Genomic DNA, 22,579 nt, shown 5'->3' with positions numbered 1-22,579 from the left:
GTCCTCGGACTTCGCCGTATGAGTCGAGCAGGGGTGTTCCCAGCATGACGATGGAAGATCGCATCGACGACCTCGAGGAACTCCGCGAAGAGGCCCGGAAGGGAGGTGGCGAAGCTCGAATCGAAAAACAACACGACAAGGGGAAGATGACCGCCCGCGAGCGGATCGATTACTTCCTCGACGAGGGAACGTTTACGGAGTTCGACCAGCTCCGGACTCACCAAACGAGCCAGTTCGGGATGGAAGAGAAGAAGGTTCCCGGCGACGGCGTCGTCACGGGCTACGGCGAGGTCAACGGACGAACGGTATTCGTCTTCGCACACGATTTCACCGTCTTTGGCGGCTCGCTCGGCGAGGTGTTCGCTGAGAAGGTCTGCAAGGTCATGGACATGGCCATGGAGGTCGGGGCGCCCGTTATCGGGCTCAACGACTCTGCCGGTGCCCGTATCCAGGAGGGCGTCAAGAGTCTTGCCGGCTACACCGAAATCTTCCGCCGGAACCAGGAGGCAAGCGGCGTGATCCCCCAGATTTCCGCGACGATGGGGCCGTGTGCCGGCGGTGCCGTTTACTCCCCGGCGATCACGGACTTCATTTTCATGGTGAAGGACACGAGTCACATGTACATCACGGGGCCGGGCGTCACCCAAACTGTCACCGGTGAGGAGGTCACCCACGAGGAACTTGGCGGCGCGATGACCCACGCGGACAAGACCGGTGTCGCTCAGTTCGCGTGCGAAAGCGAAGAACAAGCGCTCGACGACATCAAGCGGCTTCTCTCGTATCTCCCACAAAACAACGTCGAGGACCCACCGCGCGTTGAGCCGTGGGACGACCCCGACCGGCGTGACGATGCGCTCACGGATATCGTCCCGCCGAGCCCGCAGAAACCCTACGACATGACCAACGTCATCGACAGCGTCGTCGACGAGGGGTCGTTCTTCGAGGTCGCGGACAACTTCGCTCAGAACATCGTCGTCGGGTTCGGCCGGCTCGACGGGCGTTCGGTCGGCCTCGTGGCCAACCAGCCGCGCGTCAACGCCGGAACCCTGACGGTCGACGCATCGATGAAGGGATCACGATTCGTCCGTTTCTGCGACTCATTCAACATTCCGATCGTCACGTTCGTCGACGTTCCCGGCTACATGCCCGGCACCGACCAGGAACACCGCGGGATCATTCGCCACGGTGCGAAACTACTGTACGCCTACGCCGAAGCGACCGTCCCGCTGTTGACCGTCATCACGCGCAAAGCCTACGGCGGCGCCTACTGCGTCATGGCATCGAAGAACCTTGGCGCGGACGTCAACTACGCCTGGCCGACAGCCGAAATTGCCGTCATGGGGCCACAGGGTGCAGTTAACATCCTCTACCGGGAGGAACTCCAGGAGGCGGACGATCCCGACGAACTCCGCGACGAACTCATCGAGGAGTACCGAGAGGAGTTCGCAAATCCCTACACCGCGACGGACAAAGGGTTCCTCGACGACGTCATCGTCCCCACCGAAACCCGGCCGCGACTGATCAACGATCTGAAAATGCTCGAGACGAAGCGCGCGTCGAACCCTGACAAGAAACACGGTAACATCCCGCTGTAGTATGACGTCACAGCAACAGACCGCCAACGACGGCACGACCGCATCAGCCTTTGCGGACGAAACGACCGTCGCAGACGGCGATCCGACTGGACTCGAGTCGGTACTGTCCAGTGACACCTCCATCGAGGTGCCGGACGACGCGGACGACGCGGAGGCGGCGGCAATCGTGGCCGCCGTCGGTGCGCATCTCCACGACCGGGCGCTTGCCGCAGCAGCCGCAGCGGCCGGCGGCGAGGAAACGTGGGACGAGAAACGCTGGGCATTCGCTGGTCGAGTTCGCGAACAACAACATCGGACCGTCCGCGTCCCCCGCGACGCACCGACGAACGCGTGGTCGGCCGCGGGGCGAACGGACCGCTTCTGACAGACCCGGCCAGACTCGGCTTCGGAACGGACGTCGACTGCCGATGTCGAGACGGAGGCGGCGGTGTTGCCGTGTGGGGAGCGGTTTTGGGCTGTATCCGAGATGCGAGACTACTCCGATCCGGAGTCGTGATCCGGTTCGGGTTCGTCTTCCGTCTCAGAGAGTCCGTCTCCCGTCTCGGAAATATCGATCCCCGTGCTCCCGTCTGACGCGATGTCCTCGCCCTCCTGGATTGCCTGGGCTTCCTGCTCCATCGCTTCGACGTCCATCGTCGCCTCCTGATCGATCTCACCGATGATCTCGGCGATGTTGTCCAGACCGATCAGCTCGCGGGTCTCCTCGTCGAACTCGCGGCTCTCGAGTTCCGCGCCGCTCCCGGTGACGTCGCTACCCGAGAGGTGCTTGCCGTAGCGGCCGACCAGCGAGGAGAGTTCCTGGGGGAGGACGAACGTCGTCGACTCGCCCTGGCCGATCTCCGTGAGCGTCTCCATACCTTTGTCGATGACCGCGCGTTCGCCCATCGATTCGGCGGCGCGCGCTCGCAGCACAGTCGAAATGGCATCTCCCTGTGACTCGAGGATCTGACTTTGCTTCTTTCCCTGTGCGCGGATGATGTTCGACTGTTTCTCACCTTCCGCACGTTCGACGGCGCTGCGCCGGTCACCCTGGGCCTCGAGAATCATCGCGCGTCGCCGACGTTCGGCGGACGTCTGCTGTTCCATCGCGCCTTTCACGCCCTGGGAGGGCGTGACCTCGCGGACCTCGACGGATTCGACCCGAATACCCCACTCGTCGGTCGGTTCGTCGAGTTCGGTGCGAATCCGCTCGTTGATCAGCTCCCGCCGGCTGAGCGTGTCGTCGAGTTCCATGTCTCCCAGGACGGCCCGAAGCGTCGTCTGTGCGAGATTCGAAACGGCCCGCTGATAGTCGTCGACCTGGAGAAACGCTCGTTCGGCGTTCATAACGCGGATGTAGACGACTGCGTCGGCCGTAACCGGCGAGTTATCTCGTGTGATCGCCTCCTGGGACGGGACGTCGATCGTCTGCGTTCGCATGTCGAAGGTGTACACACGCGAGACGAACGGCGGAACGATGTTGAGCCCGGGATCGAGCAGCCCTCGGTACTCACCGAAGACGGTCAGTGCGGCTTTGTCGTAGGCGTCGACGATTTCGACGATTTGCCAGACCGTGACGAGAACGAGCACGAGCACGACCAGTCCGACGAGTAAGAGCGGCTCCTCGAGTACCGGCTGAAGTTGCGCGGGAATGAGTTCTGGATACATCGTGTGCTTCAAGGGACCAAACCGCATAACGCTTGCCCATGCATACCAATCACCGTGGTAGTGGGGCCGGTCGGTGTCATACCAGTTGTACTTCGGTCGGTCTAGCGGTCCTGTGGCCGCGGTCACCCACTGTCGGCGATGACTGAACCGGTGACCGCCGGAGAGTAACATCGTACCAACATGTTCGATGGACCACGTCGTCGAACCCGTTGCGAAAAAGTAAGGTAGGCCCCTCACGACGGTTTCCACAAGAATGTTCAGGAAGGTTCTCGTGGCGAATCGCGGGGAAATCGCTGTTCGAGTCATGCGGGCGTGCGAAGAATTGAACATCGGGACCGTCGCCGTCTACTCCGAGGCCGACAAGGATTCGGGACACGTCCGCTATGCCGACGAGGCATACAACGTGGGGCCGGCGCGTGCGGCCGACTCCTATCTGGATCACGAAGCTGTCATCGAGGCCGCTCGGAAAGCCGATGCCGACGCCATCCACCCGGGCTACGGCTTCCTCGCCGAAAACGCGGAATTCGCGGGCAAAGTCGAGGACGCAGACGGGATCACCTGGATCGGTCCGTCCAGCGACGCGATGGAATCGCTGGGAGAGAAGACCAAGGCGCGGACGATCATGAACGAGGCCGAGGTACCGATCGTTCCTGGGACCACCGACCCGGTCACCGACCCGGCAGAAGTCACGGAATTCGGCGAAAAACACGGCTATCCGATCGCCATCAAGGCCGAAGGTGGCGGAGGCGGCCGCGGAATGAAAGTCGTCTGGGATGAGAGCGAGGTCGAAGATCAACTCGAGAGCGCACAGCGAGAGGGTGAGGCGTACTTCGACAACGATTCGGTCTACCTCGAACGCTACCTCGAGAACCCGCGTCACATCGAGGTACAGATCGTCGCCGACAAGCACGGCAACGTTCGCCACCTCGGCGAACGAGACTGTTCGTTGCAACGGCGCCACCAGAAGGTCATCGAAGAAGGCCCTTCCGCGGCGCTGACCGACGAACTCCGCGAAAAGATCGGCGAGGCCGCACGTCGGGGCGTCGCCGCCGCCGATTACACCAATGCGGGCACCGTCGAGTTTCTCGTCGAAGAAGAACCCGGTCGTGACGGTCCGCTCGGTACAGACACGAACTTCTACTTCCTCGAGGTCAATACGCGAATTCAGGTCGAGCACACGGTCACCGAAGAGATCACCGGCATCGATATCGTCAAACGCCAGATCAGGATCGCAGCGGGCGAAGTGATCGACTTCGAGCAGGACGACGTCGAGATCGACGGCCACGCGATGGAGTTCCGAATTAACGCCGAGAACGCGGCCAACGACTTCGCCCCCGCGACCGGTGGGACTCTGGAGACCTACGATCCGCCGGGTGGAATCGGCGTCCGGATGGACGACGCGCTGCGCCAGGGCGACGACCTCGTTACCGACTACGACTCGATGATCGCGAAGCTGGTCGTCTGGGGCGAAGACCGCGACGAGTGCATCGAGCGGTCGCTGCGCGCTCTGCGCGAGTACGAGGTCGCGGGGATCCCGACGATCATCCCGTTCCACCGGCTGATGCTCACCGACCAGGAGTTCGTCCAGAGCACCCACACCACGAAGTATCTCGACGAGGAACTCGACGAGACGCGCATCGAAGAAGCCCAGGAACAGTGGGGCGGCGACACAGGCGACGGTGCGAGCGAGGACGACGAGGAGTCTGTCGAACGTGAATTCACCGTCGAGGTCAACGGCAAGCGCTTCGAGGTCGAACTCGAGGAACACGGCGCGCCCGCGATCCCGGCCGGAGACGTCGAAGCTGCCGGGGGCCAGGCGAGTCGGCCGGAGCCCGCCGGTGGGTCGAGCGGCGACGAAACCGAGATACAGGGCGAAGGCGAGACCGTCGACGCCGAAATGCAGGGGACGATTCTCGACGTCGACGTCGAGAAAGGCGACGAGGTGGCGGCCGGAGACGTACTGGTCGTCCTCGAGGCCATGAAGATGGAGAACGATATCGTCGCCTCCCGCGGCGGAATCGTCACCCAGATCGCCGTCGATGAAGGCCAGAGCGTCGACATGGGCGATACACTGGTCGTCCTCGAGTAACGGAGACTATCGCGGCTCTCAGTTTTTGTGGGAGCAAGGCACCCGCGGTCGAAGAGAAAATCCGAGCGTTTCGTCTCACTCACCGTCATCGGCGCTCGAGACGATTTTGCGGGGTGGACGTCGGCTATCCAGTGTAAGAACCGCGAACGCGAGTGGACGGGTTTCGTTCTCGTTCGAGTGAATTCGGTTTCCGGATAGCGCCGACAGATCCCAGTTGTCAGATATTGTATAATACATGGGGCTGGTCAGCCGTCTGCTCGGAACCATCGTTTTGCCTCCTCGGAAGATTCACAGAGTGAACCACCTCGGGGTCAAGCCCCGAGGCAATCGGCCTGCTCCGCCTGTAGACCTATCAGAACTCTTCTCAGTACGAGTACCGTCGTACGATTCGAACGTATTTTAATTAATTATGTTTAAAGAAAATTATAAGTGGCGTACGAGACAATATGGGTGCGACCGGATTCGAGAACAACGGGGCCGGGATAATTATCAGATCATGAGCGAAGAAATGGTACACTGGGGGGAAGACGAGCAATTCGAACCCGAAGAGGAAACGCACGAACGAATACGCACGTTTACTGGTTCAGTGTTCGCTAACCAGGATCACGTCAAGGAGTACGCACTCACGAAAACGCTCTCGAAGGTTTCGATCCAGGCGTTCGCGTTGTTCTTTGCACTCGCGTTCTACGGCGTGCTTCTCGAGTACGATATCGCCTCGATTCCCGCAGTCGCTCTCACCGTCCCGGAAGAGCTCATCCTTCCGGCGACGGTCGCCTGTGGGGCGATTGCACTCGTACTGACGCTCGTCATTCTCGCATTATCCAAGAAAGCAATCGCCCTCGATTTCTCAGAACGGATGCTCTCGGAGTATCACCTCGCGAAGGCAATCGAAGAATACGAAGAAAAAGAGAACACTGCGAGGACGATCACCCATCTACAAAAGCTGGATCGATCGCTCGATAGCTCCTTCTCACCGTATCCGTTTTCGAAGCAGTCGATCATTTCTCCACACGTCACGCCGGCCGTCCACAGGTACGTCGCGAACATCAGCCAATCCGAGACGCCGGAAGAAAGCCTGGACCGTACCTTCATTCCGTTCGCGGGCGCACTAATCGAACACTTCTCCGATCAAACGAACCACAGACTCGATTCGCTCTCGGACGACATCGCGCAAACGACGAGTAATACCACCATCGCGAGCGTCCTCGTCTCCTCGTTCTCGTACCTCGCGTTCATCAAACCGATCGTGCTTCTCGTCGGCTGGGTCGCAATCGTCCTCGGGATCAGCATTCACTTCGCCCAGCGCATCGGGTCGGTCCAGGGAGTCATCACCGTCGTTGTCCTTCTCGGGGCACCTCAACTCGCGAACTACCTGTTTACGAAAGTGTTCAAACAGGTCATGCCGCACTCCCATCGTGTCGATACGGGCGAGTGAGTTCGTCTCGTCGCGTTTTTCGCGTTTTCGTGCCGGTATGATGGCCGGTGAAACGTTTACTCGTCGATTCAGCCGTCGGCCGAGAGACACTCCTGCTCAACGCCATCCCACGGCAGCGGACCGTCGTAGCCGTCGGGAACGTACGGACAAAGCGGGTCGCTCGCGAACGGGTCCCCGGTATGGGCAAACGCTCGCGACCGACTGCCGCCACAGACATTGCGAAACGAGCAGGCCCCACACTTGCCCGTGAGCCGATCGCGGTCGCGCAGCGACTGGAACAGGGGCGAGTCGCGATAGAGGTCCGTCACCGGTCGATCGCGCACGTTGCCCACCGATTCCGGGAGGAATCCGGACGGAAACACGTCACCCGTGTGGCTGACGAAGGCGAAACCGTCGCCGGCGACGATGCCAGTACGGCGCTCGATACCGGAACCGGGTCCGGCCGCGGTGTCAGTCTGCCTCGGACCGCCCGCCTCCTCACCCACCTCGTCTGCGGCCGCCCGACGCTGCATCGAAACCCGCCGGTACTGCGGTGCTTCGGTCGTCTTGAGACCGAACGGTTCAGTCTCGCTGACCTCGTGCAACCACTCCATCACGGCGTCAGCTCGCTGGGGGGTGACGGGCTCTAAGACCCGCCCACGACCGACCGGCACGAGAAAGAAGACGCTCCACATGACGGCCCCGATGTCGGTCAGTAAGTCCCGGATCGCAGGCAGTTCATCGACGGTCTGCCGGCAGACGGTCGTGTTGACCTGAACGGGGACGCCGCTCGCGTGGGCGTCTTCGACGGCCCGGATCGTCGCTTCGAAACTGCCGTCCTCGCCCCGGAAGGCGTCGTGCGTTTCGGGCGATGCACCGTCGAGACTGACGGCCATTCGTTTGAGTCCCGCGTCGGCCATTCCGTCGATTCGGTCGGCGGTGAGCGATCCCGTGCCGCTCGGCGTGATCGTCATCCGCAATCCGAGATCGTCGCCGTAGGCGATCAGTTCCGAGACGTCATCCCGGACGAGCGGATCGCCGCCCGAGAGGACGACCAACTGGCCGTCGCCGAACTCTGCAGCTTCCGCGAGCAACCGTTTGCCCTCGGTCGTCGTGAGTTCGTCGGGATGGCGGTGCGGTCTGGCGTCGGCTCGACAGTGATCGCAGGCGAGCCCACAGGCCTGAGTGAGTTCCCAAATCAGGACGAACGGTCGATCGGACGTATCGAGGGTTCCGGTGCGCATTGTCGGAGGGTGGGCTTCGATGGCCGAAAGCGCGACTCTCGTTCCCGACAAGCGGGAAGACGGGAAGATGTTCGTCGACTGGATCCGGTATTCCCACGCGCTGGGAGGTGACGGAACAATCTTTCAGTTCGTGTCGAAGGAGGGGGTATGGGAGAGAGGGCACGCCGCTCGAGCGTCACGAGTGACAGACGCGGAAATCCGACCCCGCAGTGGGAGGTGTTCGTCCGCGACGAGGCGGGCGGTCCGATGCGACACGTCGGCAGCGTCGCCGCCGCGAGCGGGACGGAGGCGCACGAACACGCGTCCCGGTTGTTCGGCCGGACCGTCGTGGACGTCTGGCTCTGTCCGGCCGAGGCGGTCGAACGGTACTCGACACGAGGGCTTGCGGAAGCTGCCGACGACCGGCCGGACGAGACCGCCAGTGACGAACGCGGTGGCGAGACGGGCACCGATACGGATCCAGATGACCTGCGAGCCGACGACGAACCGGCGGAGACTCCGGAGGCGAGAAACGCGTGATTTCGATCAGTAAGCTCCTGTGTGACATAGACGCCGAGGGGGACGGCTTGCGATACGACGCGGCCGCCGAGTCCGCCAAGCCACAGATCGCCGAGGAGAAACAGCACCGACCGGTGGTCGTCTGGAACACGACCCGTCGATGCAACCTCTACTGCTCGCACTGCTACGCTGGGGCTCAGTCCGACCCCGGTTCCGGCGAGTTCACGACGGCCGAGGGCAAGACGTTCCTCGACCAACTCGCTCGATTCGACGTTCCAGTCGTGCTGTTCTCCGGCGGCGAACCGCTCGTTCGTGACGATCTAACCGAACTCGTCGCCTACGCAACCGAGTTGGATCTCCGTGCAGTGCTGTCCTCGAACGGGACCCTGTTGACCCGGGAGAAGGCCGCAGCGTTGCGAGACGCCGGCCTCAAGTACGCTGGCATTTCCGTCGACGGGCTTCCCGAACGGAACGACCGCTTCCGGGGCGCAGATGGCGCGTTCAGGGCCGCCGTCCGCGGTATCGAAAACTGTCTCGAAGCCGGCCTCAAGACCGGCCTTCGGTACACGATCACCGACGTGAACGCACCCGATCTCGAGGGAGTCGTCGACCTGCTCGTCGACAGGGGTCTCGACCGGTTCTGTTTCTACCACCTCGATTACGGGGGTCGCGGGGCCGATATCGTCGACGCCGACCTCACACCTCGCGAGAAACGCGACGCGGTCGAACGAGTGGCGGACCTCACGCTCGAATATCACGACCGGGGCGAAGAGATCGAGACGCTACTGGTTGGGAATTACGCCGATGCCGCGTTCCTCGTAGAATACGCCCGCGAAACGTTCGGCGACGCGAAGGCGCGGACGGTCTACGAGTATCTTGAGCGAAACGGCGGCGATCCGACGGGCGAGCGCATCGCCGACGTCGATTATCAGGGGAACGTCCATCCGACGCAGTTCTGGCAGGGCTACAGCCTCGGCAACGTCCGCGACCGGCCGTTCGGCGAGATCTGGGTGGACGAATCCAACCCGCTGCTCGCCGCGCTTCGTGACCGTGAGGAACTGTTGACGGGGAAGTGCGCGGACTGTCGGTACCGCTCGATCTGTCGGGGTGCATCGCGGTTGCGTGCGCTTTCGACGACCGGGGACCTGTTCGCACCCGATCCGCAATGTTATCTCCGCGACGACGAGGTACACGGCGCGGAACCGATCGCCGGCGGTGCCGCGGACTGACCCCGTGCCGTCCCGTATTCGGCGTCTCGAACGTGCCCGGCGCGATTGATTCGGTCGGTTCTGGGCGTAGCCCTCGCAGGACGGCGTTCACGACACTGCCGCCAGGGGGTGGGGCCCGACCCGATTTCCGTTCCACGGCGCCGTGCAGTAGCCGATCGTCTCTCGAGCCGGTTCGCGAACGCATTTCGGCCACGCGAACAGCAACTCGTCGGGGCGCTCGCGCAGATTGCCGTCCGATCAACAGCAGAACATGAACGGGTAGATGAGCGCGACCCGGTCGCCGTCGTCGAGACCGGCTTCGAATCCACCAAGGTGTTCGTTGAACCGGCCATTGATACAGACGCGAGCGTACGGCCGGGTCTGCTCGCCCTCCGGATTCTTACGCCAGGTGCCGGGCAAGTCGTCCGGCACCGGTGCCCAGCCGCTGTGGGTCGCATCCGCTTCGGTTTCGGCGATGAGCATAGCTTCGAGATCGTAGACCTCGAAAAACGACTCGAGAAAGTCCCGAAGTTGGTCACCCTCGAACGTGAACTCGAGTTCGTGAGTCCCGACGGCGTCGCGGACGTGACCGGTACACCGAACGGTGACGGTAGTCGTCTCTCGATTCGGATCGACCGCCGCGTCTCGATCCGTGACAGTGGTCGTCGCTGATTGCGTTTCTGCGGTGGTCGCTTGATCCGGTCTCATTGCTTCGATGACGATACGGGTCGAACAGACAAACGCTCCATTCCGAATATGTTCGGGACGAATCGCACGGCGGTCGCGGTCTAATCACGAGATATGATCCAGATACCGGGCGGGCGACGGACCGACCAGCAACCGCCGATGGCGATACCCCTGTGGCACTTCGTCCTCGCGCTCGGATTCCTCGTCGTCGGCGTCGGCGGTGGAACGGTGCTGGCCGTGACGACGCTCCCTGGGCTGTCGGGGCTGGCGCACCTGCACGTCCTGCTCGTAGGCTGGATCGCAGTGACGATCATGGGTGCGATGACGCAGTTCGTGCCCGTCTGGTCGGGCGTGACGATCCACTCGAGACGACTTGCTCTCGCACAATTGTGGCTCGTCACCGTCGGTGTGGCCGGGTCCGCGACGGTGATGCTGGCCGGCGCGCTCCAGTGGCTTCCGGCCGCCGGTGCACTCATGATGGCCGGGATCTGGACGTTCGTCTACAACGTCGGCCGTACGCTCGCGCTCGCGCGCCCGTACGACTTCACTGAGCGTCACTTCGCGCTCGCACTCGCGTCTTTCGGGCTCGTCGCACCGTTCGGGTTCCTTCTCTCGGTCGATTTCACGATACCCGTCTTCGATCCGTTGGGAGCTACCCGACTCGAGGTCCAACTCACCCACGCGACGATTGCGCTGTTCGGGGCGCTGCTCGCACCGGTCGTCGGCGCCCTCTTCCAGTTGGCTCAGATGTTCACGCAGACCGAACCGGACCGGTTGAACGAGTCGTTGCTGACCATCGAGCACGTCTGTTTCCCGGCGGGGGTCGTGATGCTCGCGCTCGGACGGGGTCTCGCGATCGAATCGCTAGCCCGCGTTGGGGCGGTGGCGCTACTCGTCGGTCTCGCCGCGTTTGCGGTCGTCATTACCAGATTACTGGTCGGTTCGACGGTCGACCGATCGCCGATGATCGTCCGCTACTGGGTCGTCGTCGCATCGGTACTAACGTGGGTCGCGCTCGCGGCGCCGACGTGGTGGGCGAATCCGATCTCATACGACACGCTGTTCGGCCATCCCGATAGTCGATGGCTCCTCATATTCGGTGGTTTCGGGTTCGTCATACTCGGCTCGCTCTACCACATCGTCCCCTTCATCATCTGGATCGAACGCTACAGCGGCCGTCTCGGCTTCGAGCAGGTCCCGACGATCGACGATCTATACGACGACCGGCTCGAGCGGGCGGATTTTTGGGCGATGCTGGTCGGCTTCGGTGGACTGTCGGCGGGACCGCTGGTCGGGTTCCCTACCGTCGCGGTCACTGCGAGCAGCGCCATCGCAACGCTTGGCGTCGTCGTGTTCGTGGCGAACATGGTGCTGACGATCCACCGGCACGGACGGGGCGGGCTCACCGGCGTACTCACGAGCGCACTCGAGCCGAACGAGGAAGCACCGACCGCGAGCAGGAACGACCTCGAAACGTCTCCTGATCGGTAGGCGGCGCGTCGATCTGGTACTCGTCAGGCGAGACGTCAACCTTCGGTTCGTACCGCTGCGATTCGACGGTCGTCACGACCAGTTCGCCGTATTCGGCGGCCGTCAGTTCGTCCTCGTTGTACGCCGCCCACGGCGTTTCGACCGTGGCCGTTCCGTACGACGCAGGTGCATCGTCGAGGATCGTGGCTCCGAGCGCGTTCGCGTCGTAGTCGGCCTCAACCAGCGCCGTGTATCCGCCCGCGATCAGGGCACGGTCGTGGACGTTACCCTCGTCGCGGCGATCCGTGTTGACGTACTCGATCCGTTGACGCGTAAGGCCGTTCTCGCGGCGATGCTTATCGTCTTCGTCGTTCGACCGCTCGCCGGCCTGATCGGCTTCGCGGGGTTCGAGCGCGATTTCGCCGAACGGGCGACGATCTCTTTCTACGGCGTTCGCGGAATTGGTTCGTTCTACTATCTCGCTTACGGGTTGAACGCGGCTGCGTTCCCCGGTACCGATTTACTCTGGCGTCCGTAGGGGCGATCGTCCTGGTCTCGATCGTCGTCCATGGTATCACCGCCCCGCCGGCGATTCGGTGGCTCGAGAGGCGAGCGGAACGGCGCTTCGTGACGGGCGCGGACTGACTCGTTGGATCGTCTCACTTTGCCCGCTCGAAAAAGATCGTCCAGAGAACGGTGGCGTAAATCACCGCGCCGAGAACGGAGAGCCAGCGACCAACGGCGACCAGCGCCGCAATCGATGCGAGCAATCCGACGACCTCGAGGCCCAGGCCGACGACGAGTACGACGATCGACAGCCGAGCGGTCCGATCGTCGATACCAGTTCGAGACGCGATCGCAGGCGGATAGAAGTGGTACGTGACGCCGACGATCGTCAGGCCGACGAACCCGCCCACGGCGAGGCGGTAGTGAGCGTCGTACGCGGACGGCGGGACGTTGGAGGACGGTGCGAACGCAAAGACGATTCCGAGTGCGGCGATCAGGACGGCACAGCAAGAGGCGGCGAGGATCGCCCGGCGACCGACCCGATGGCGTTCGCTCTGTCGGGAGAGGTCGACGTACGCGACAGCGAAGCCGACGAGTGCAGTCGCCTGTAGTCCCGCACCGATCCGGAACGGCAGGTCGCCGCGGAAGTCGATCGCGAGCAGCGCGGGACCGACGCTACCCGCGATCAGCACGATTCCGACGAGTTCCGTCCTCGGAACGGCGACCAGGAGACGCGGTAACAGACGGAATCCGATCGCGAACACCAGGAGCGCCGCAGTCCCGGCCGCGAGCAGGTGTGTCGTCGCCGGTCCCGATGGGGTCGGCGGCTCGAGTCCGAGTTCGGCGATCAGACGGAGCGACGAGCCGACGAGCAGATACGCGAGTACGACGGGAACGGCGGCGTTGGCGAGTCGATCGACCGTTTCACGGTGTGCGTCGGCTGCACCGGTTCCGGTGTGACGTCCCGTCGGGTCCGTCCGAACGGTCAAGCCAATCGCAGTGACGAACACGAGGCAGCCGACGAACCAGCACGTGGCACCGGCGAGCGCGACGGCTGGAGGTCCGATTCCGGCTCCGGCGGCAGCCGCTCCGGCCGTGCCGGTCACCGCAAACGGGAGGTGAACCGCCGGCGCGTACGGGACGGTCAGCTGGCGGGCGAAGTACGACGGAACCAGCGTGTAGGCCTTTCCGAAGACGACGTGGAGAACGAACCCGAAGACACCGAGCGGGACGGTCGCCGCTCGAGGGAACCCCGCTGCTACACCGAACTGCCAGACGACGAAGAAGCCGACCCCGGTCGCGACGAACGCGCGCGACCAGCGTGTGACCGTCTTGGTCGCGTTCCCTGTTCCTGTTACCATAGCAGATCGAAACGGAACCCGTTCGAACCAGTTCCCATCGCGGATCAGAACGGTGATTGTACGGACGGATCGTCACGGTCCAAACGGTTTGATGTACCGCTTTCTCCGCTCGGACTGACAGATTCGTTCGGGACGACTCCCGTTTCGGCAAATCGGCTTTCGAGGGACTCAAGCGCCTCGTTGATGGCCTCCGATTGGTGATGAGTCGACCGGACCCGAACGCGAACCAGGTCGTATTCGTGACGGTGGCGCAGACCGTTCCAGGCCCGAAACGACCCGGTGGCGAGCGCGTCGGCCTGCGGACAGAACTCCGTGGTCGGCTTGAACTCCGCCCGGAGGGCGGTGCGATCGTCTGCGTCGATCGCGTACCGGTATCCGGCGTCCGGATGCCGTCGATCGAAGTTGAGCTGCGCCAGGTTGTAGCCGAAGGTCGCGTCATAGACGCCTCGTTCTTCGAACAACTCCCGACTGAGTTCGTGAAACGCTACGTGATCACCGTCCGCGAGGACGTCGTGGCCTTCGAGAAAGACTCCCGGTTCCGGGATGTGTTTTGGGACGTACGTTCCCGGCTCGTCGAAGCTATCGTCGCCTTCCGAACCCGTCGTTCGTCCGCTCGAGAAGGGGTACATCGTATGTGAAGAGTGGGACTGAAACGACCAGTACGGTTCGCCGAACATGTACCGCCATCGACAACCCGTCGGTACCGACGGATGGACTTCACGTCGGTCGATCACAATCAATCACACGAAGAGTACAGCTTCTTGAATTGTTCACGAGACGAGGACTATGCTAACATCATGGTAAAATTGGGGGAAAATGTATACTATGAGGGACAGATGTGTTACCTGATGATCAAATGTAGTCCCCAGGCAAAGGTTGAGGCCAGAGGATTTATATCGGATCAAAGTAAGAGTCTGGCCAATGCTACTCTCAGTCGATCGGCCGGATGCGGCAGCGACACAGTCTATCAGCTTCGACGTAATCGCGGCTGTCGCAGAACGGGAAGGTATAGATCCGATGGACCTCGAACCGCCCGAATACGACGCACTCTACGAAGTAATCAATCCCGAGGCGCTGGACGCGCTCTTTGCGGCCCGAGAGAACGGGTGTGAACGACCGACCGGACGCGTCGAATTTCCGTACTGCGGCTATCACGTCGTCGTTACGAGCGACCGCGAGGTAACAGTCTCTGATTCCACCACCTCGTTCGAGTAATCTCGATTGCACCACACAGGGATGGCCACCTGGGCCGCACAGCGCGATGGTGACGTCGCCGTTTAGCTCGATTGCTCGATCGTACCCAAATTCCAGGCGGACGAGAACGGGATCGGTTTCTGCCAACGAAACACCAAGAGCGTCTATGAGGGGGCGCTCGTACCGAAGATTGGCCTTCGTTGCCGCTCGACGAGGAAATCACTTCCCACTAGAATCGAACCTCACTTGCTCGATACCGGCCTCGATTCAGTCGTTCGCTCTCACCGCCTCGAAGACGTCCTCGTGGAGACGACGCGAAACGATGTCCATCAGCGGCTCGAGGTTAGCCGTATCCGCGCGGTTGTACTCGACGAGCGTCTCGAGCGCGCGGTCGTCGCCGCGTTCGTACTCGTGCCAGAGCCGGACGGCGTCGTGGCCGCTGATCTCGGGCATATCCCGGTCGATTCCGAGATCCCGTTCGATTGCCTTCAGGCCGCCGTCGAGTCCGAGCTTCTTGCAGGGGTACATAAGGTCGACGTGAGGCACGCCGACGTCGATATCGAAACAGGTCTCGAGGAACGGGACGTCGAACCGTTGGCCGTTGAACGTGACGAGCAAGGCCGAGTTCGACAGCTCTCGCTCGAGTCGGCCGCTCGTGAGGTCGCGTCCTTTGACGAACGTCGTCGTCTCACCGCCGCGGTGGAGGCTGACGGTCGTCACGTCGTTCGTCGCAGCACTGAGCCCGGTCGTCTCGATGTCCAGAAAGCAGGTCTCATCGCTGACGTTCTCGTAGCACCGCCAGCGACTCGACGCCGGCAGCGCGTCTACGAAGACGGAGACATCGCCCTGCTCGAGGTGGGTCCATCCCGCTTCGATGAACGCTTCGATACGATCGGAGAGGGTCGATCCAACCACGCTACCGTCGAAGTCGTCCCAGTGGGTAATACCGTTCTCCCAGAGGCGTCGTTCGGTAGTTTCTCCGACGCCACGGACGGGAATGAAACTGTTCTCAATTCGCACACCACTGGGGGCGCACTGAACCGGTAAAAACGCTTGGATCATCCCGGGGGATCGGGGGCTCGGGACCGATACGATGGTAAAACGCCGGGCTCCAATTCGGGATCAGCTGCTGGTGTCCGAGGAATACAGCGTCCGATCGATGATGCTTACGGCCGTGTTACCCCATCGGTTGATAGCAGTTCCGTCCGAGCCGGGAACCTCGATCACGATCTGATCCCGACCGATGGATACGTTCCTGTCCGGCGTCGAGCTCCGTTTCGCGAAGCGCTGCATCTGATACTGGCGCAACTGTTCGGTCGATCCAGATATGTCGATCGTCTCGGTATCGAATTCGAAGGTCAACATCGTTCGGTTACGCCCGAGGCTGCGGCCCAGTTCCCTTCTGCGGTGGGGCCTGGCTCGAGGCAGCCTGTCGTGTCGATCCCCCGATTGCCGACCTGGCTGCGGGCCTGCTGGACATAGGTGGCTCCCGGGCCGGAACTCATCGTACCGCCGCTCTGATGCAACTGCGTCCCGTGCCCGGGGCCGTTCGTCATTCCATCCAAACTATGTACGATATCCGTCAGGTCGTCGTCGATGCTGTCCTCAAGCCTGTCGAGTAGGCCCGAGCGCGGTAGGTCGGGGTAGTTCACCGCCGTCGATTTGCAGAGCCAGTACCACGTCCCACGGGACGACAATACCGAAGAACAGAGTGCAAGGAATATGGCAACGGTGGTTCCACCGAGGAGCTCTGTGGCGGCTTCGACCACGTATGATACTCTGCAAACTGATAATTCATTCTACATATCGACTTTATTTCACAACACCGATATGATTGGAACGATAGCGCGGGAAAACAGCAATCAGTCGCGGTCTCAGCGCAATTCTCAGAACTGCGATACGATTCACGATTTCACACATATCAGACTGTCGTTAGTGAGTGACCGACGCCGCTGCGGTCTAGAGGTCGAGCCACTCAGACGTCGTATCCGCCTCTCGGAGGTACCACTGATGCTCTGCGCATCCGTCTCGCGACCGCACCGTCACGATCGCGTCGAACATCGGTTCGAAGAGATTGACGGCGTCGTAATCCGGCCTGACCGGCAAGTGATAGTGCGCCATTCCTCGGGCCTGTTCGACGCGAGACGTTACCACGTGAAGTAATCGGAACACCGTCTCCGCGTCGTGGTCCTGTAGAAGTGGAACTAACGAGTTGACGCAGACGCGAAGGTCTGCCGGTTCGAACCCCGCGGCTGTCTCCGCGAGTTCGTCGACCGCCTCGACGATTTCGACACCGATCATTCCAGGCGACGGGCGTCCACCGTTCGCCGCAGACTCCGGTTCGGTTCTTCCGTCCGTTTCGACCCCCCTGGTCGCGTATTCGATCGTTCGTATTCGCTCGGCCGTGGCCCCGTGGGTTTTTCCGCAGGAAACCTGCGTTTCGTCGCCACAGACGAACACCCGGTACCGTGAGTCGCATTCTGGTGCCCCGAGCAGCCGCTCACAGGCACTTTCCTGTGCCTCGGGCGCCTCAGCACCGACGAGTAGTATATTGCACCCCTCCTGCCTGAGCGTATCAAGCGTCCGTGCGAACGTCACATCGGTTGATGCGAGCCCCCCTCGCTCGTCATCCATTCGATTTCAACGAATACGTGATCATTCATAAAAATTGTGTCTTGACAGGAGATCGAGAACGATTCGCGTTCGCACCGAAGCGTTTCTCGATCCCGATCTCACCGATCGCCCGGCTTTTCATACCGGCGACCGTAGGTCTGGTATGGCCGATCACGACGACGAACTCGTCGACGCCGTTCGCGAACTCGCACAAACGATCGACGCGCTTCGTGACGAACTCGACGATTCGCGTTCTCGCCGCCGGACCTCGCTCCGACCGCCCACGCCGCGGGAGTTGCTCCGTTTCTCCGACGAGGTCGCACTCCCCGCCATTCTCGCCGTCCTCGAGACTAGCGTCCGCGCTCTCGAGGCGTTCCAGCGGAGCCTCAAACTCGTCCGAGGCGAGCGGGAAGCCAGGGATCGGACAGCCGCAGCCGCCGAGGCGACGAGCGAACGCACGAGCGAACTCCGCCGAACGACGCTCTCGCAACTCGACGCGGTACTCGCGGAACTCCAGCGAGCCGTCTCAGAGGGGGGCCTGCCGGCGGACGAACAGGCTCGCGACCTCCTCACGGAGGCACGTACCCTTCGGGACGACGTGGATCGCCGCCTTCGGGACGCTGCCGAACGCGAGACTCGAACGACGGACCAGTCGCAAACGACTGCCGACCGAGGCATCGAGATCGATATCGAGGATGGGACGCCAGCCGATACCGAGACTGACGCGGATGGCGACCGACCGGGCGACGACCGCGATTCGGCCGTCGACGTCGACGCCGAACTCGAGACGCTGCGGGATCGGTACGGCTCCGACGAAGGTGCGCAAGGAGACTCGAACGGCGACGACGACCGTGACGGCGCTGACCCTGATCCGACTAGCGACGGTAACGGCGGCACCCACAGTGCCGACGACGAACCCGATACGTCGGAAAAAGATGGCGACGAGCCCGATCGTTAATCCGAAATCGGTTCGAACCGATAGCCGTCCCAGTTTTGACTCTCGGGTTCTCTGATGCCCGCACCGGGTTCGCGCAGTTCGTCGACGTGAACCGGGCGGACGACGTCGCCCGTTTCGACGTCTCCAGTGGTCAACTGACCGATCGCGCGGACCGATTCACCGTCGACGTCGAACTCGACGATGGCGAGTTGATTCGGTTCGCGAACGCCCGGCGGTGTGGCGGTGCTCGTCGTCCAGGTCACGATTTCTGCGGTGTATTCGCTAAGATCGATCGTTTCCGCCGGTTCCGAGCCGTCCGGGCCGCGCGGGTGTCCGGGGTAGCTAATCGAGCCGTCGTCGTACCGCGTCGCGTCCATCGTCATCGTGCTGCCTCCATAATCGTCGTAATAACACAGTTTCCGAAGCCGCCGACGTTACAACACAGGCCCGCGTCCGCATCGACCTGTCGCGACCCGGCCTCGCCGACGAGTTGTTCGTATATCTCGACGCCCTGTGCGACCCCGCTCGCACCGAGCGGGTGGCCCTTCGACTTCAGTCCGCCCGACGTGTTGATAGGTAGTTCGCCGGTCTCGCGTTCCGTGTAGCCTTCTTCGACGAGCCGCCACGCTTCGCCCTGGTCTGCGAAACCGAGGCCCTCCATCTGCAGGAACTCAAGGATGGTGAACATATCGTGGAGTTCGGCCACGTCGATATCGTCGGGACCGAGCCCGCTCATCTCGTAGGCACCCCGCCCGCTTTCGACGACGCCGCCCATCACGGTCGGGTCTTCACGCTCGTGAACGACGTGGGTGTCGGTCGCCCCGTCGATACCTGTCACGACGGCGTAGTCGTCGGTATATTCCTGCGCGACAGACGCTGGACAGAGCATGAGCGCTGCCGATCCGTCGGTGATCGGACAGAAATCGTACAACCGAAGCGGGTCGGCGACGATCGGCGAGTCGAGAACCGTCTCGAGGTCGATTTCCTTCCGGAACTGGGCGTGGGGGTTATCGACGCCGTTTTTGTGATTCTTGACGGCGACTTTTGCGAGGCTCTCGCGAGGCGCGTCGAATCGCTCGAGGTAGTGTCGGGCCGTCAGCCCGGCGAACGACGGCAGCGTCACGCCGTGTTTGTACTCGACGGGGTGAGTCAACGACGCGATGACGTCGGTTGCTTCCCCGGTCGTCCGGTGGGTCATCTTCTCACCACCGACCAACAGGGTCATATCGCTAGCCCCGCTGGCGACGGATTGCCAGGCGGCGTAGATTCCCGCACCGCCGCTCGAACTCGTCTGGTCGACACGCTGGGTATACGCCGGCATGGCGTCTAGATCGTGTGCCAGCGCGTTCGGGACGCCCGTCTGTCCCTCGAACTCGCCGCTCGCCATGTTCGAGACGTAGAGGTGGTCGACGTCCTCGGCTTCGACACCCGAATCCTCGAGACACTCGATCCCGGCCTCTGCGAGGAGATCCATGACCCACTCTCCCTCGCGCTGACCGAACTGCGTCATCGAGGCTCCGATGATTGCAACACGTTCCATACGTTCCCGGACTCGAGTCATCAATTTATACTATGGGGTTGGGTGCGCGGCGGTCGGCTGTCCCCCACTTCCAGTTTACCCGGAAACGTTCGTGTCACCAACCGATCTGGTCACTCTGGTTGCGTGTTCCGTCTGAACGGTTATCCGCCTCGTTCCCGAAGCGGACGTATGGTCGAACACACCCGAACGCTCGGTTTCTGGGTGGCATTCGCGTTGGGGCTGGGGACGATGATTGCAGCCGGCATCTTCTCGTTGTCGGGGACGGCAGTCGCGGAGATTGGATCCAGCGCGGTGATCGCGTTCGTCATCGCGGCGCTCATCGCGGGGGTAACGGCCGCATCGTACTCCGAGTTCGCATCGATCTACGCGGAAAACGGCGGCGGATACCTGTTTAGCTCCCGAACGTTCGATCGCGATCTCCTCGAGTACGCGGTCGGCGCGTCGTTGTTTCTGGGGTACACCGGAACCACGGCGTTCTACCTCGCGACGATGGATGAGTGGTTCCTCGAGTTCGTCGTGCCCCACGGATGGCCGATACCCCACGGCTCGATCGGAGTGCTCGCAGCCGTTCTGCTTGGCGCGCTCAATGCACAGGGGACCGAAGAAAGCGGAACGTTTCAGGTCGTCGTCAGCGGCGCCAAGGTCGCAGTCCTCATCGCGTTCATCGGCGGCGCGTTCGCGTACAAGGCCCCGGCGGAGACGTTCGGTACGTTCACGGCGGAGATTTCGACGAACGTCGGCGGGATCATCTCGGTCGCGGCACTCGCGTTCATCACGTTCTTCGGCTTCTCGGCCATCGCCGCCAGCGCCGGCGAAATCATCGAACCGCGGAAGACGGTTCCCCGTGCCATCGCGGCGAGCATCATCGCCGTCACGATCCTCTATGCGTTCGTCATCGTTGCGATGGTCAACGCGCCGATCCCGGCCGAAGTCATCGCGGAAGAAGGCGAAACGGCGATGGGAAGCGTCGCGAACGCGTTTCTCGGCAATATCGGGATGGCGCTGATCGTCGCCGGTGCGATCTTCAGTATGGTCAGTGCGTCGAACGCGAGCGTCCTCGCGGCCAGCAGCATCGGCTCGCTCATGGGACGACAGGGACAGGCACCGCGGCGGTTCTCTCGGATTCATCCCGTCTACGGCACTCCGTTCTGGAGCGTCACGACCGTCACCGCGACTATCGTTGCCCTCATCGTCACGTTCATCATGCTCTTTCCCGCTGACGGCGGCGTCGGTGGCGTGCGTCTCGGCCTCGAGGCACTGACCGGGTTCGCCACGTTCAACCTGCTCGTGCCGTTGTCGGTCGTCAACGTCGCGCTCATCGTCTCGCGTCGGCGCTTTCCGGACCTCGATCGCCCGATCAAGGTCCCGCTTGTCCCGGTGGTGCCGATCATCGGAATCGTGGCCAACCTGGGGCTCATCACGAGTTTGCCGATTGTCGGGGTCGTCGTCGGTTCGATTCTCGTCGTCGCGTTGCTCGTAGCGTACCTGATCTGGGGTGGAGCCCCCGGGACGGAAGAACTGTTCGAGCAGATCGTTTCCCCGTATTCGCCAGAGGAGATGGCGGCCCACTCGGCGGGCGGTGAGGGCGGCTCTGCGGTCGAATCTGCGCAGGTCGAAAGCACCAGCACCGAAGCGGCCACGGCGGAAACGGATCGGTTCCAGATTCTCGTCCCCGTCCGCCGTCTCACCCGTGCGCCGACGCACGTGCGACTCGCGGCGATGATCGGAAACCTGTACGCGAGTGATCCGATCGTCCGGGTCGTCACCGTCACCGGAATTCGGGATCAGACGCCGAGCGAGATGGTCGTCGACACCGCCGAAGAACGCGCGTCCCGACTCGGTGACGAACTCGCCGCGGCGGACCTCGACGTGGATTACACCGTCGAAGGACACATTTCGCGGGACATCGGGTTCAGCATCGTCCAGACGGCCAGGGACGAGCAAGTCGACATGATCCTCATGGGCTACCCCGAAGAGAGCGCCGAGATAACCCGTCGCGTGGAGTTCGACGCGCCCTGCGACGTGCTCTTTTCGAAGGGGGACGTGCCCGAGAAACCGGGCGTACCGGGGACCGTCAATGTCGGGGCGGGCGGTGGGCCACACCACGCCGCGCTGTTGCCGTTCGTCAACCGACTTGCCGCCGACGGCTCGTCGATTCACGTCATCAACGTCAGTCCCACCGGGCAGACTGGCACCGCGGAGGACCCGGCAGACACGCTGAACGCGCTTTCGGCGACGGATTCCGTCGCGGTTCACAACGTTACCGCCGACTCCGTCGCCGAAGGGCTCGTAACGACGGCCGCAGACAACGGCGGGATTCTGATAATCGGTGCGTCACGGACGCGTCGCCTCCGGCAATGGATCCTCGGGAGCACGCCGGATCGCGTCATCGAACTCGCGGAAGACGCCGACGTTCCCGTGATCGTCTACGCGAGCGAGACGACCGTTCGGAACGTCCTCGAGGATCTCGTCTTCCCGCTCTACAGATACTTCGAGAAGCTTCGGACCCCCGACCGAGAGGCCACGGTTCAGAGCGAGGCGGATACCGTCGAATGATGAACGCTCTCGGATGTGC

Annotated in this window: 20 protein-coding genes and 2 pseudogenes; 11 read left to right on the top strand and 11 right to left on the bottom strand. The window is 62.5% G+C overall.

Annotation, left to right across the window (positions count from 1 at the left end; translation table 11 throughout):
• Positions 1-50 precede the first annotated feature (50 nt).
• The gene (locus NJU76_RS15380) at positions 51-1,595 is read left to right on the top strand and encodes an acyl-CoA carboxylase subunit beta (protein ID WP_254532479.1); all 1,545 of its coding nucleotides are present in this window, start codon (positions 51-53) and stop codon (positions 1,593-1,595) included.
• Position 1,596: 1 nt separating this feature from the next.
• Complete coding sequence (locus tag NJU76_RS15375) at positions 1,597-1,959, top strand: DUF8022 family protein (protein ID WP_254530204.1); 363 nt, start codon at positions 1,597-1,599, stop codon at positions 1,957-1,959.
• Between the two features lie 110 nt (positions 1,960-2,069).
• Here the strand turns inward: NJU76_RS15375 and NJU76_RS15370 are convergent, their stop codons facing one another.
• Positions 2,070-3,242, bottom strand: a complete 1,173-nt coding sequence (locus NJU76_RS15370; RefSeq protein WP_254530202.1) for an SPFH domain-containing protein — start codon at positions 3,240-3,242, stop codon at positions 2,070-2,072.
• Between the two features lie 253 nt (positions 3,243-3,495).
• On the opposite strand from NJU76_RS15370, the gene NJU76_RS15365 reads away from it, so the two are divergent.
• Entirely contained in the window at positions 3,496-5,331 is a 1,836-nt protein-coding gene (locus NJU76_RS15365; RefSeq protein WP_254530200.1) for an acetyl-CoA carboxylase biotin carboxylase subunit, read from the top strand.
• 496 nt (positions 5,332-5,827) lie between these two features.
• Positions 5,828-6,766 carry a hypothetical protein gene (locus NJU76_RS15360; protein ID WP_254530198.1) on the top strand — a complete coding sequence of 313 codons (939 nt, stop codon included), beginning with the start codon at positions 5,828-5,830 and terminating at the stop codon, positions 6,764-6,766.
• 68 nt (positions 6,767-6,834) lie between these two features.
• Here the strand turns inward: NJU76_RS15360 and NJU76_RS15355 are convergent, their stop codons facing one another.
• Positions 6,835-7,989 (bottom strand): TIGR04053 family radical SAM/SPASM domain-containing protein, encoded by a 1,155-nt coding sequence (locus tag NJU76_RS15355; protein ID WP_254530196.1) that lies wholly within the window; start codon positions 7,987-7,989, stop codon positions 6,835-6,837.
• A gap of 147 nt (positions 7,990-8,136) precedes the next feature.
• Here NJU76_RS15355 and NJU76_RS15350 point away from each other — a divergent pair, with 147 nt between their 5' ends.
• Positions 8,137-8,508, top strand: coding sequence for an Htur_1727 family rSAM-partnered candidate RiPP (locus NJU76_RS15350; protein WP_254530194.1), 372 nt, complete (start codon positions 8,137-8,139; stop codon positions 8,506-8,508).
• Complete coding sequence (locus tag NJU76_RS15345; protein WP_254530192.1) at positions 8,505-9,716, top strand: TIGR04347 family pseudo-SAM/SPASM protein; 1,212 nt, start codon at positions 8,505-8,507, stop codon at positions 9,714-9,716. Before NJU76_RS15350 ends, NJU76_RS15345 begins: the two co-directional genes overlap by 4 nt.
• Positions 9,717-9,953: 237 nt before the next feature.
• On the opposite strand, the gene NJU76_RS15340 is transcribed toward NJU76_RS15345, so the two are convergent.
• Positions 9,954-10,403, bottom strand: a complete 450-nt coding sequence (locus NJU76_RS15340) for a pterin cluster protein (RefSeq protein WP_254530190.1) — start codon at positions 10,401-10,403, stop codon at positions 9,954-9,956.
• A 93-nt stretch (positions 10,404-10,496) separates the two neighbouring features.
• Here NJU76_RS15340 and NJU76_RS15335 point away from each other — a divergent pair, with 93 nt between their 5' ends.
• On the top strand, positions 10,497-11,873 hold the full coding sequence (locus tag NJU76_RS15335) for a heme-copper oxidase family protein (protein ID WP_254530188.1): 1,377 nt from the start codon (positions 10,497-10,499) through the stop codon (positions 11,871-11,873).
• 19 nt (positions 11,874-11,892) lie between these two features.
• Here NJU76_RS15335 and NJU76_RS15330 read toward each other — a convergent pair.
• A pseudogene (locus NJU76_RS15330) lies at positions 11,893-12,174 on the bottom strand (DUF8159 domain-containing protein); the annotation flags it as partial.
• Between NJU76_RS15330 and NJU76_RS15325 the strand changes: the two are divergent.
• Positions 12,151-12,497 (top strand): annotated as a pseudogene (locus tag NJU76_RS15325) (cation:proton antiporter domain-containing protein); the annotation flags it as partial. The pseudogenes NJU76_RS15330 and NJU76_RS15325 sit on opposite strands and share 24 nt — an antisense overlap.
• A 14-nt stretch (positions 12,498-12,511) precedes the next feature.
• Here NJU76_RS15325 and NJU76_RS15320 read toward each other — a convergent pair.
• A complete protein-coding gene (locus NJU76_RS15320; RefSeq protein WP_254530186.1) occupies positions 12,512-13,720 on the bottom strand; it encodes a hypothetical protein in 1,209 nt (402 codons plus the stop codon).
• Positions 13,721-13,764: 44 nt separating this feature from the next.
• Positions 13,765-14,397, bottom strand: a complete 633-nt coding sequence (locus tag NJU76_RS15315; protein ID WP_254530184.1) for a DUF7998 family protein — start codon at positions 14,395-14,397, stop codon at positions 13,765-13,767.
• Positions 14,398-14,641: 244 nt separating this feature from the next.
• On the opposite strand from NJU76_RS15315, the gene ddfA reads away from it, so the two are divergent.
• Positions 14,642-14,935 (top strand): DdfA family disk-determining factor, encoded by a 294-nt coding sequence (gene ddfA / locus NJU76_RS15310; protein ID WP_254530183.1) that lies wholly within the window; start codon positions 14,642-14,644, stop codon positions 14,933-14,935.
• Positions 14,936-15,181: 246 nt separating this feature from the next.
• Here ddfA and NJU76_RS15305 read toward each other — a convergent pair whose 3' ends face one another.
• The 3 genes from NJU76_RS15305 to NJU76_RS15295 all read right to left on the bottom strand — a co-directional run bounded on the left by NJU76_RS15305 (position 15,182) and on the right by NJU76_RS15295 (position 17,548).
• Positions 15,182-15,934, bottom strand: a complete 753-nt coding sequence (locus NJU76_RS15305) for a ribonuclease H-like domain-containing protein (protein ID WP_254530180.1) — start codon at positions 15,932-15,934, stop codon at positions 15,182-15,184.
• Between the two features lie 102 nt (positions 15,935-16,036).
• Positions 16,037-16,279 carry a hypothetical protein gene (locus tag NJU76_RS15300; protein WP_254530178.1) on the bottom strand — a complete coding sequence of 81 codons (243 nt, stop codon included), beginning with the start codon at positions 16,277-16,279 and terminating at the stop codon, positions 16,037-16,039.
• 594 nt (positions 16,280-16,873) lie between these two features.
• Entirely contained in the window at positions 16,874-17,548 is a 675-nt protein-coding gene (locus tag NJU76_RS15295; RefSeq protein WP_254530176.1) for a DUF7504 family protein, read from the bottom strand.
• Positions 17,549-17,690: 142 nt separating this feature from the next.
• On the opposite strand from NJU76_RS15295, the gene NJU76_RS15290 reads away from it, so the two are divergent.
• Positions 17,691-18,485 carry a DUF7547 family protein gene (locus tag NJU76_RS15290; protein WP_254530174.1) on the top strand — a complete coding sequence of 265 codons (795 nt, stop codon included), beginning with the start codon at positions 17,691-17,693 and terminating at the stop codon, positions 18,483-18,485.
• On the opposite strand, the gene NJU76_RS15285 is transcribed toward NJU76_RS15290, so the two are convergent.
• Entirely contained in the window at positions 18,482-18,847 is a 366-nt protein-coding gene (locus NJU76_RS15285) for a nucleic acid-binding protein (protein ID WP_254530172.1), read from the bottom strand. The genes NJU76_RS15290 and NJU76_RS15285 overlap by 4 nt on opposite strands.
• Positions 18,844-20,004 (bottom strand): thiolase family protein, encoded by a 1,161-nt coding sequence (locus tag NJU76_RS15280; protein WP_254530170.1) that lies wholly within the window; start codon positions 20,002-20,004, stop codon positions 18,844-18,846. Before NJU76_RS15280 ends, NJU76_RS15285 begins: the two co-directional genes overlap by 4 nt.
• Positions 20,005-20,172: 168 nt before the next feature.
• Here NJU76_RS15280 and NJU76_RS15275 point away from each other — a divergent pair, with 168 nt between their 5' ends.
• Positions 20,173-22,560: an amino acid permease gene (locus tag NJU76_RS15275; RefSeq protein WP_254530168.1), complete on the top strand. Its 2,388-nt coding sequence runs from the start codon at positions 20,173-20,175 to the stop codon at positions 22,558-22,560.
• The last annotated feature ends 19 nt before the right edge of the window (positions 22,561-22,579 follow it).

The organism is Natrinema gelatinilyticum (assembly GCF_024266705.1).
GTDB lineage: Archaea > Halobacteriota > Halobacteria > Halobacteriales > Natrialbaceae > Natrinema > Natrinema gelatinilyticum.
The sequence above is the reverse complement of the archived record's forward strand: the minus strand, read 5'-3'. Positions and strand labels throughout refer to the sequence as shown.

What these genes read in the sequence shown, in the direction of transcription:
- NJU76_RS15355 (WP_254530196.1), bottom strand. Translation starts at nt 7,989, where the DNA reads ATGCGCACCGGAACCCTCGATACGTCCGATCGACCGTTCGTCCTGATT.
- NJU76_RS15360 (WP_254530198.1), top strand. Translation starts at nt 5,828, where the DNA reads ATGAGCGAAGAAATGGTACACTGGGGGGAAGACGAGCAATTCGAACCC.
- NJU76_RS15335 (WP_254530188.1), top strand. Translation starts at nt 10,497, where the DNA reads ATGATCCAGATACCGGGCGGGCGACGGACCGACCAGCAACCGCCGATG.
- NJU76_RS15370 (WP_254530202.1), bottom strand. Translation starts at nt 3,242, where the DNA reads ATGTATCCAGAACTCATTCCCGCGCAACTTCAGCCGGTACTCGAGGAG.
- NJU76_RS15315 (WP_254530184.1), bottom strand. Translation starts at nt 14,397, where the DNA reads ATGTTCGGCGAACCGTACTGGTCGTTTCAGTCCCACTCTTCACATACG.
- NJU76_RS15290 (WP_254530174.1), top strand. Translation starts at nt 17,691, where the DNA reads ATGGCCGATCACGACGACGAACTCGTCGACGCCGTTCGCGAACTCGCA.
- NJU76_RS15300 (WP_254530178.1), bottom strand. Translation starts at nt 16,279, where the DNA reads ATGTTGACCTTCGAATTCGATACCGAGACGATCGACATATCTGGATCG.
- NJU76_RS15365 (WP_254530200.1), top strand. Translation starts at nt 3,496, where the DNA reads ATGTTCAGGAAGGTTCTCGTGGCGAATCGCGGGGAAATCGCTGTTCGA.
- NJU76_RS15380 (WP_254532479.1), top strand. Translation starts at nt 51, where the DNA reads ATGGAAGATCGCATCGACGACCTCGAGGAACTCCGCGAAGAGGCCCGG.
- NJU76_RS15350 (WP_254530194.1), top strand. Translation starts at nt 8,137, where the DNA reads ATGGGAGAGAGGGCACGCCGCTCGAGCGTCACGAGTGACAGACGCGGA.
- NJU76_RS15340 (WP_254530190.1), bottom strand. Translation starts at nt 10,403, where the DNA reads ATGAGACCGGATCAAGCGACCACCGCAGAAACGCAATCAGCGACGACC.
- ddfA (WP_254530183.1), top strand. Translation starts at nt 14,642, where the DNA reads ATGCTACTCTCAGTCGATCGGCCGGATGCGGCAGCGACACAGTCTATC.
- NJU76_RS15275 (WP_254530168.1), top strand. Translation starts at nt 20,173, where the DNA reads ATGGTCGAACACACCCGAACGCTCGGTTTCTGGGTGGCATTCGCGTTG.
- NJU76_RS15320 (WP_254530186.1), bottom strand. Translation starts at nt 13,720, where the DNA reads ATGGTAACAGGAACAGGGAACGCGACCAAGACGGTCACACGCTGGTCG.
- NJU76_RS15280 (WP_254530170.1), bottom strand. Translation starts at nt 20,004, where the DNA reads ATGGAACGTGTTGCAATCATCGGAGCCTCGATGACGCAGTTCGGTCAG.
- NJU76_RS15375 (WP_254530204.1), top strand. Translation starts at nt 1,597, where the DNA reads ATGACGTCACAGCAACAGACCGCCAACGACGGCACGACCGCATCAGCC.
- NJU76_RS15295 (WP_254530176.1), bottom strand. Translation starts at nt 17,548, where the DNA reads ATGGATGACGAGCGAGGGGGGCTCGCATCAACCGATGTGACGTTCGCA.
- NJU76_RS15285 (WP_254530172.1), bottom strand. Translation starts at nt 18,847, where the DNA reads ATGACGATGGACGCGACGCGGTACGACGACGGCTCGATTAGCTACCCC.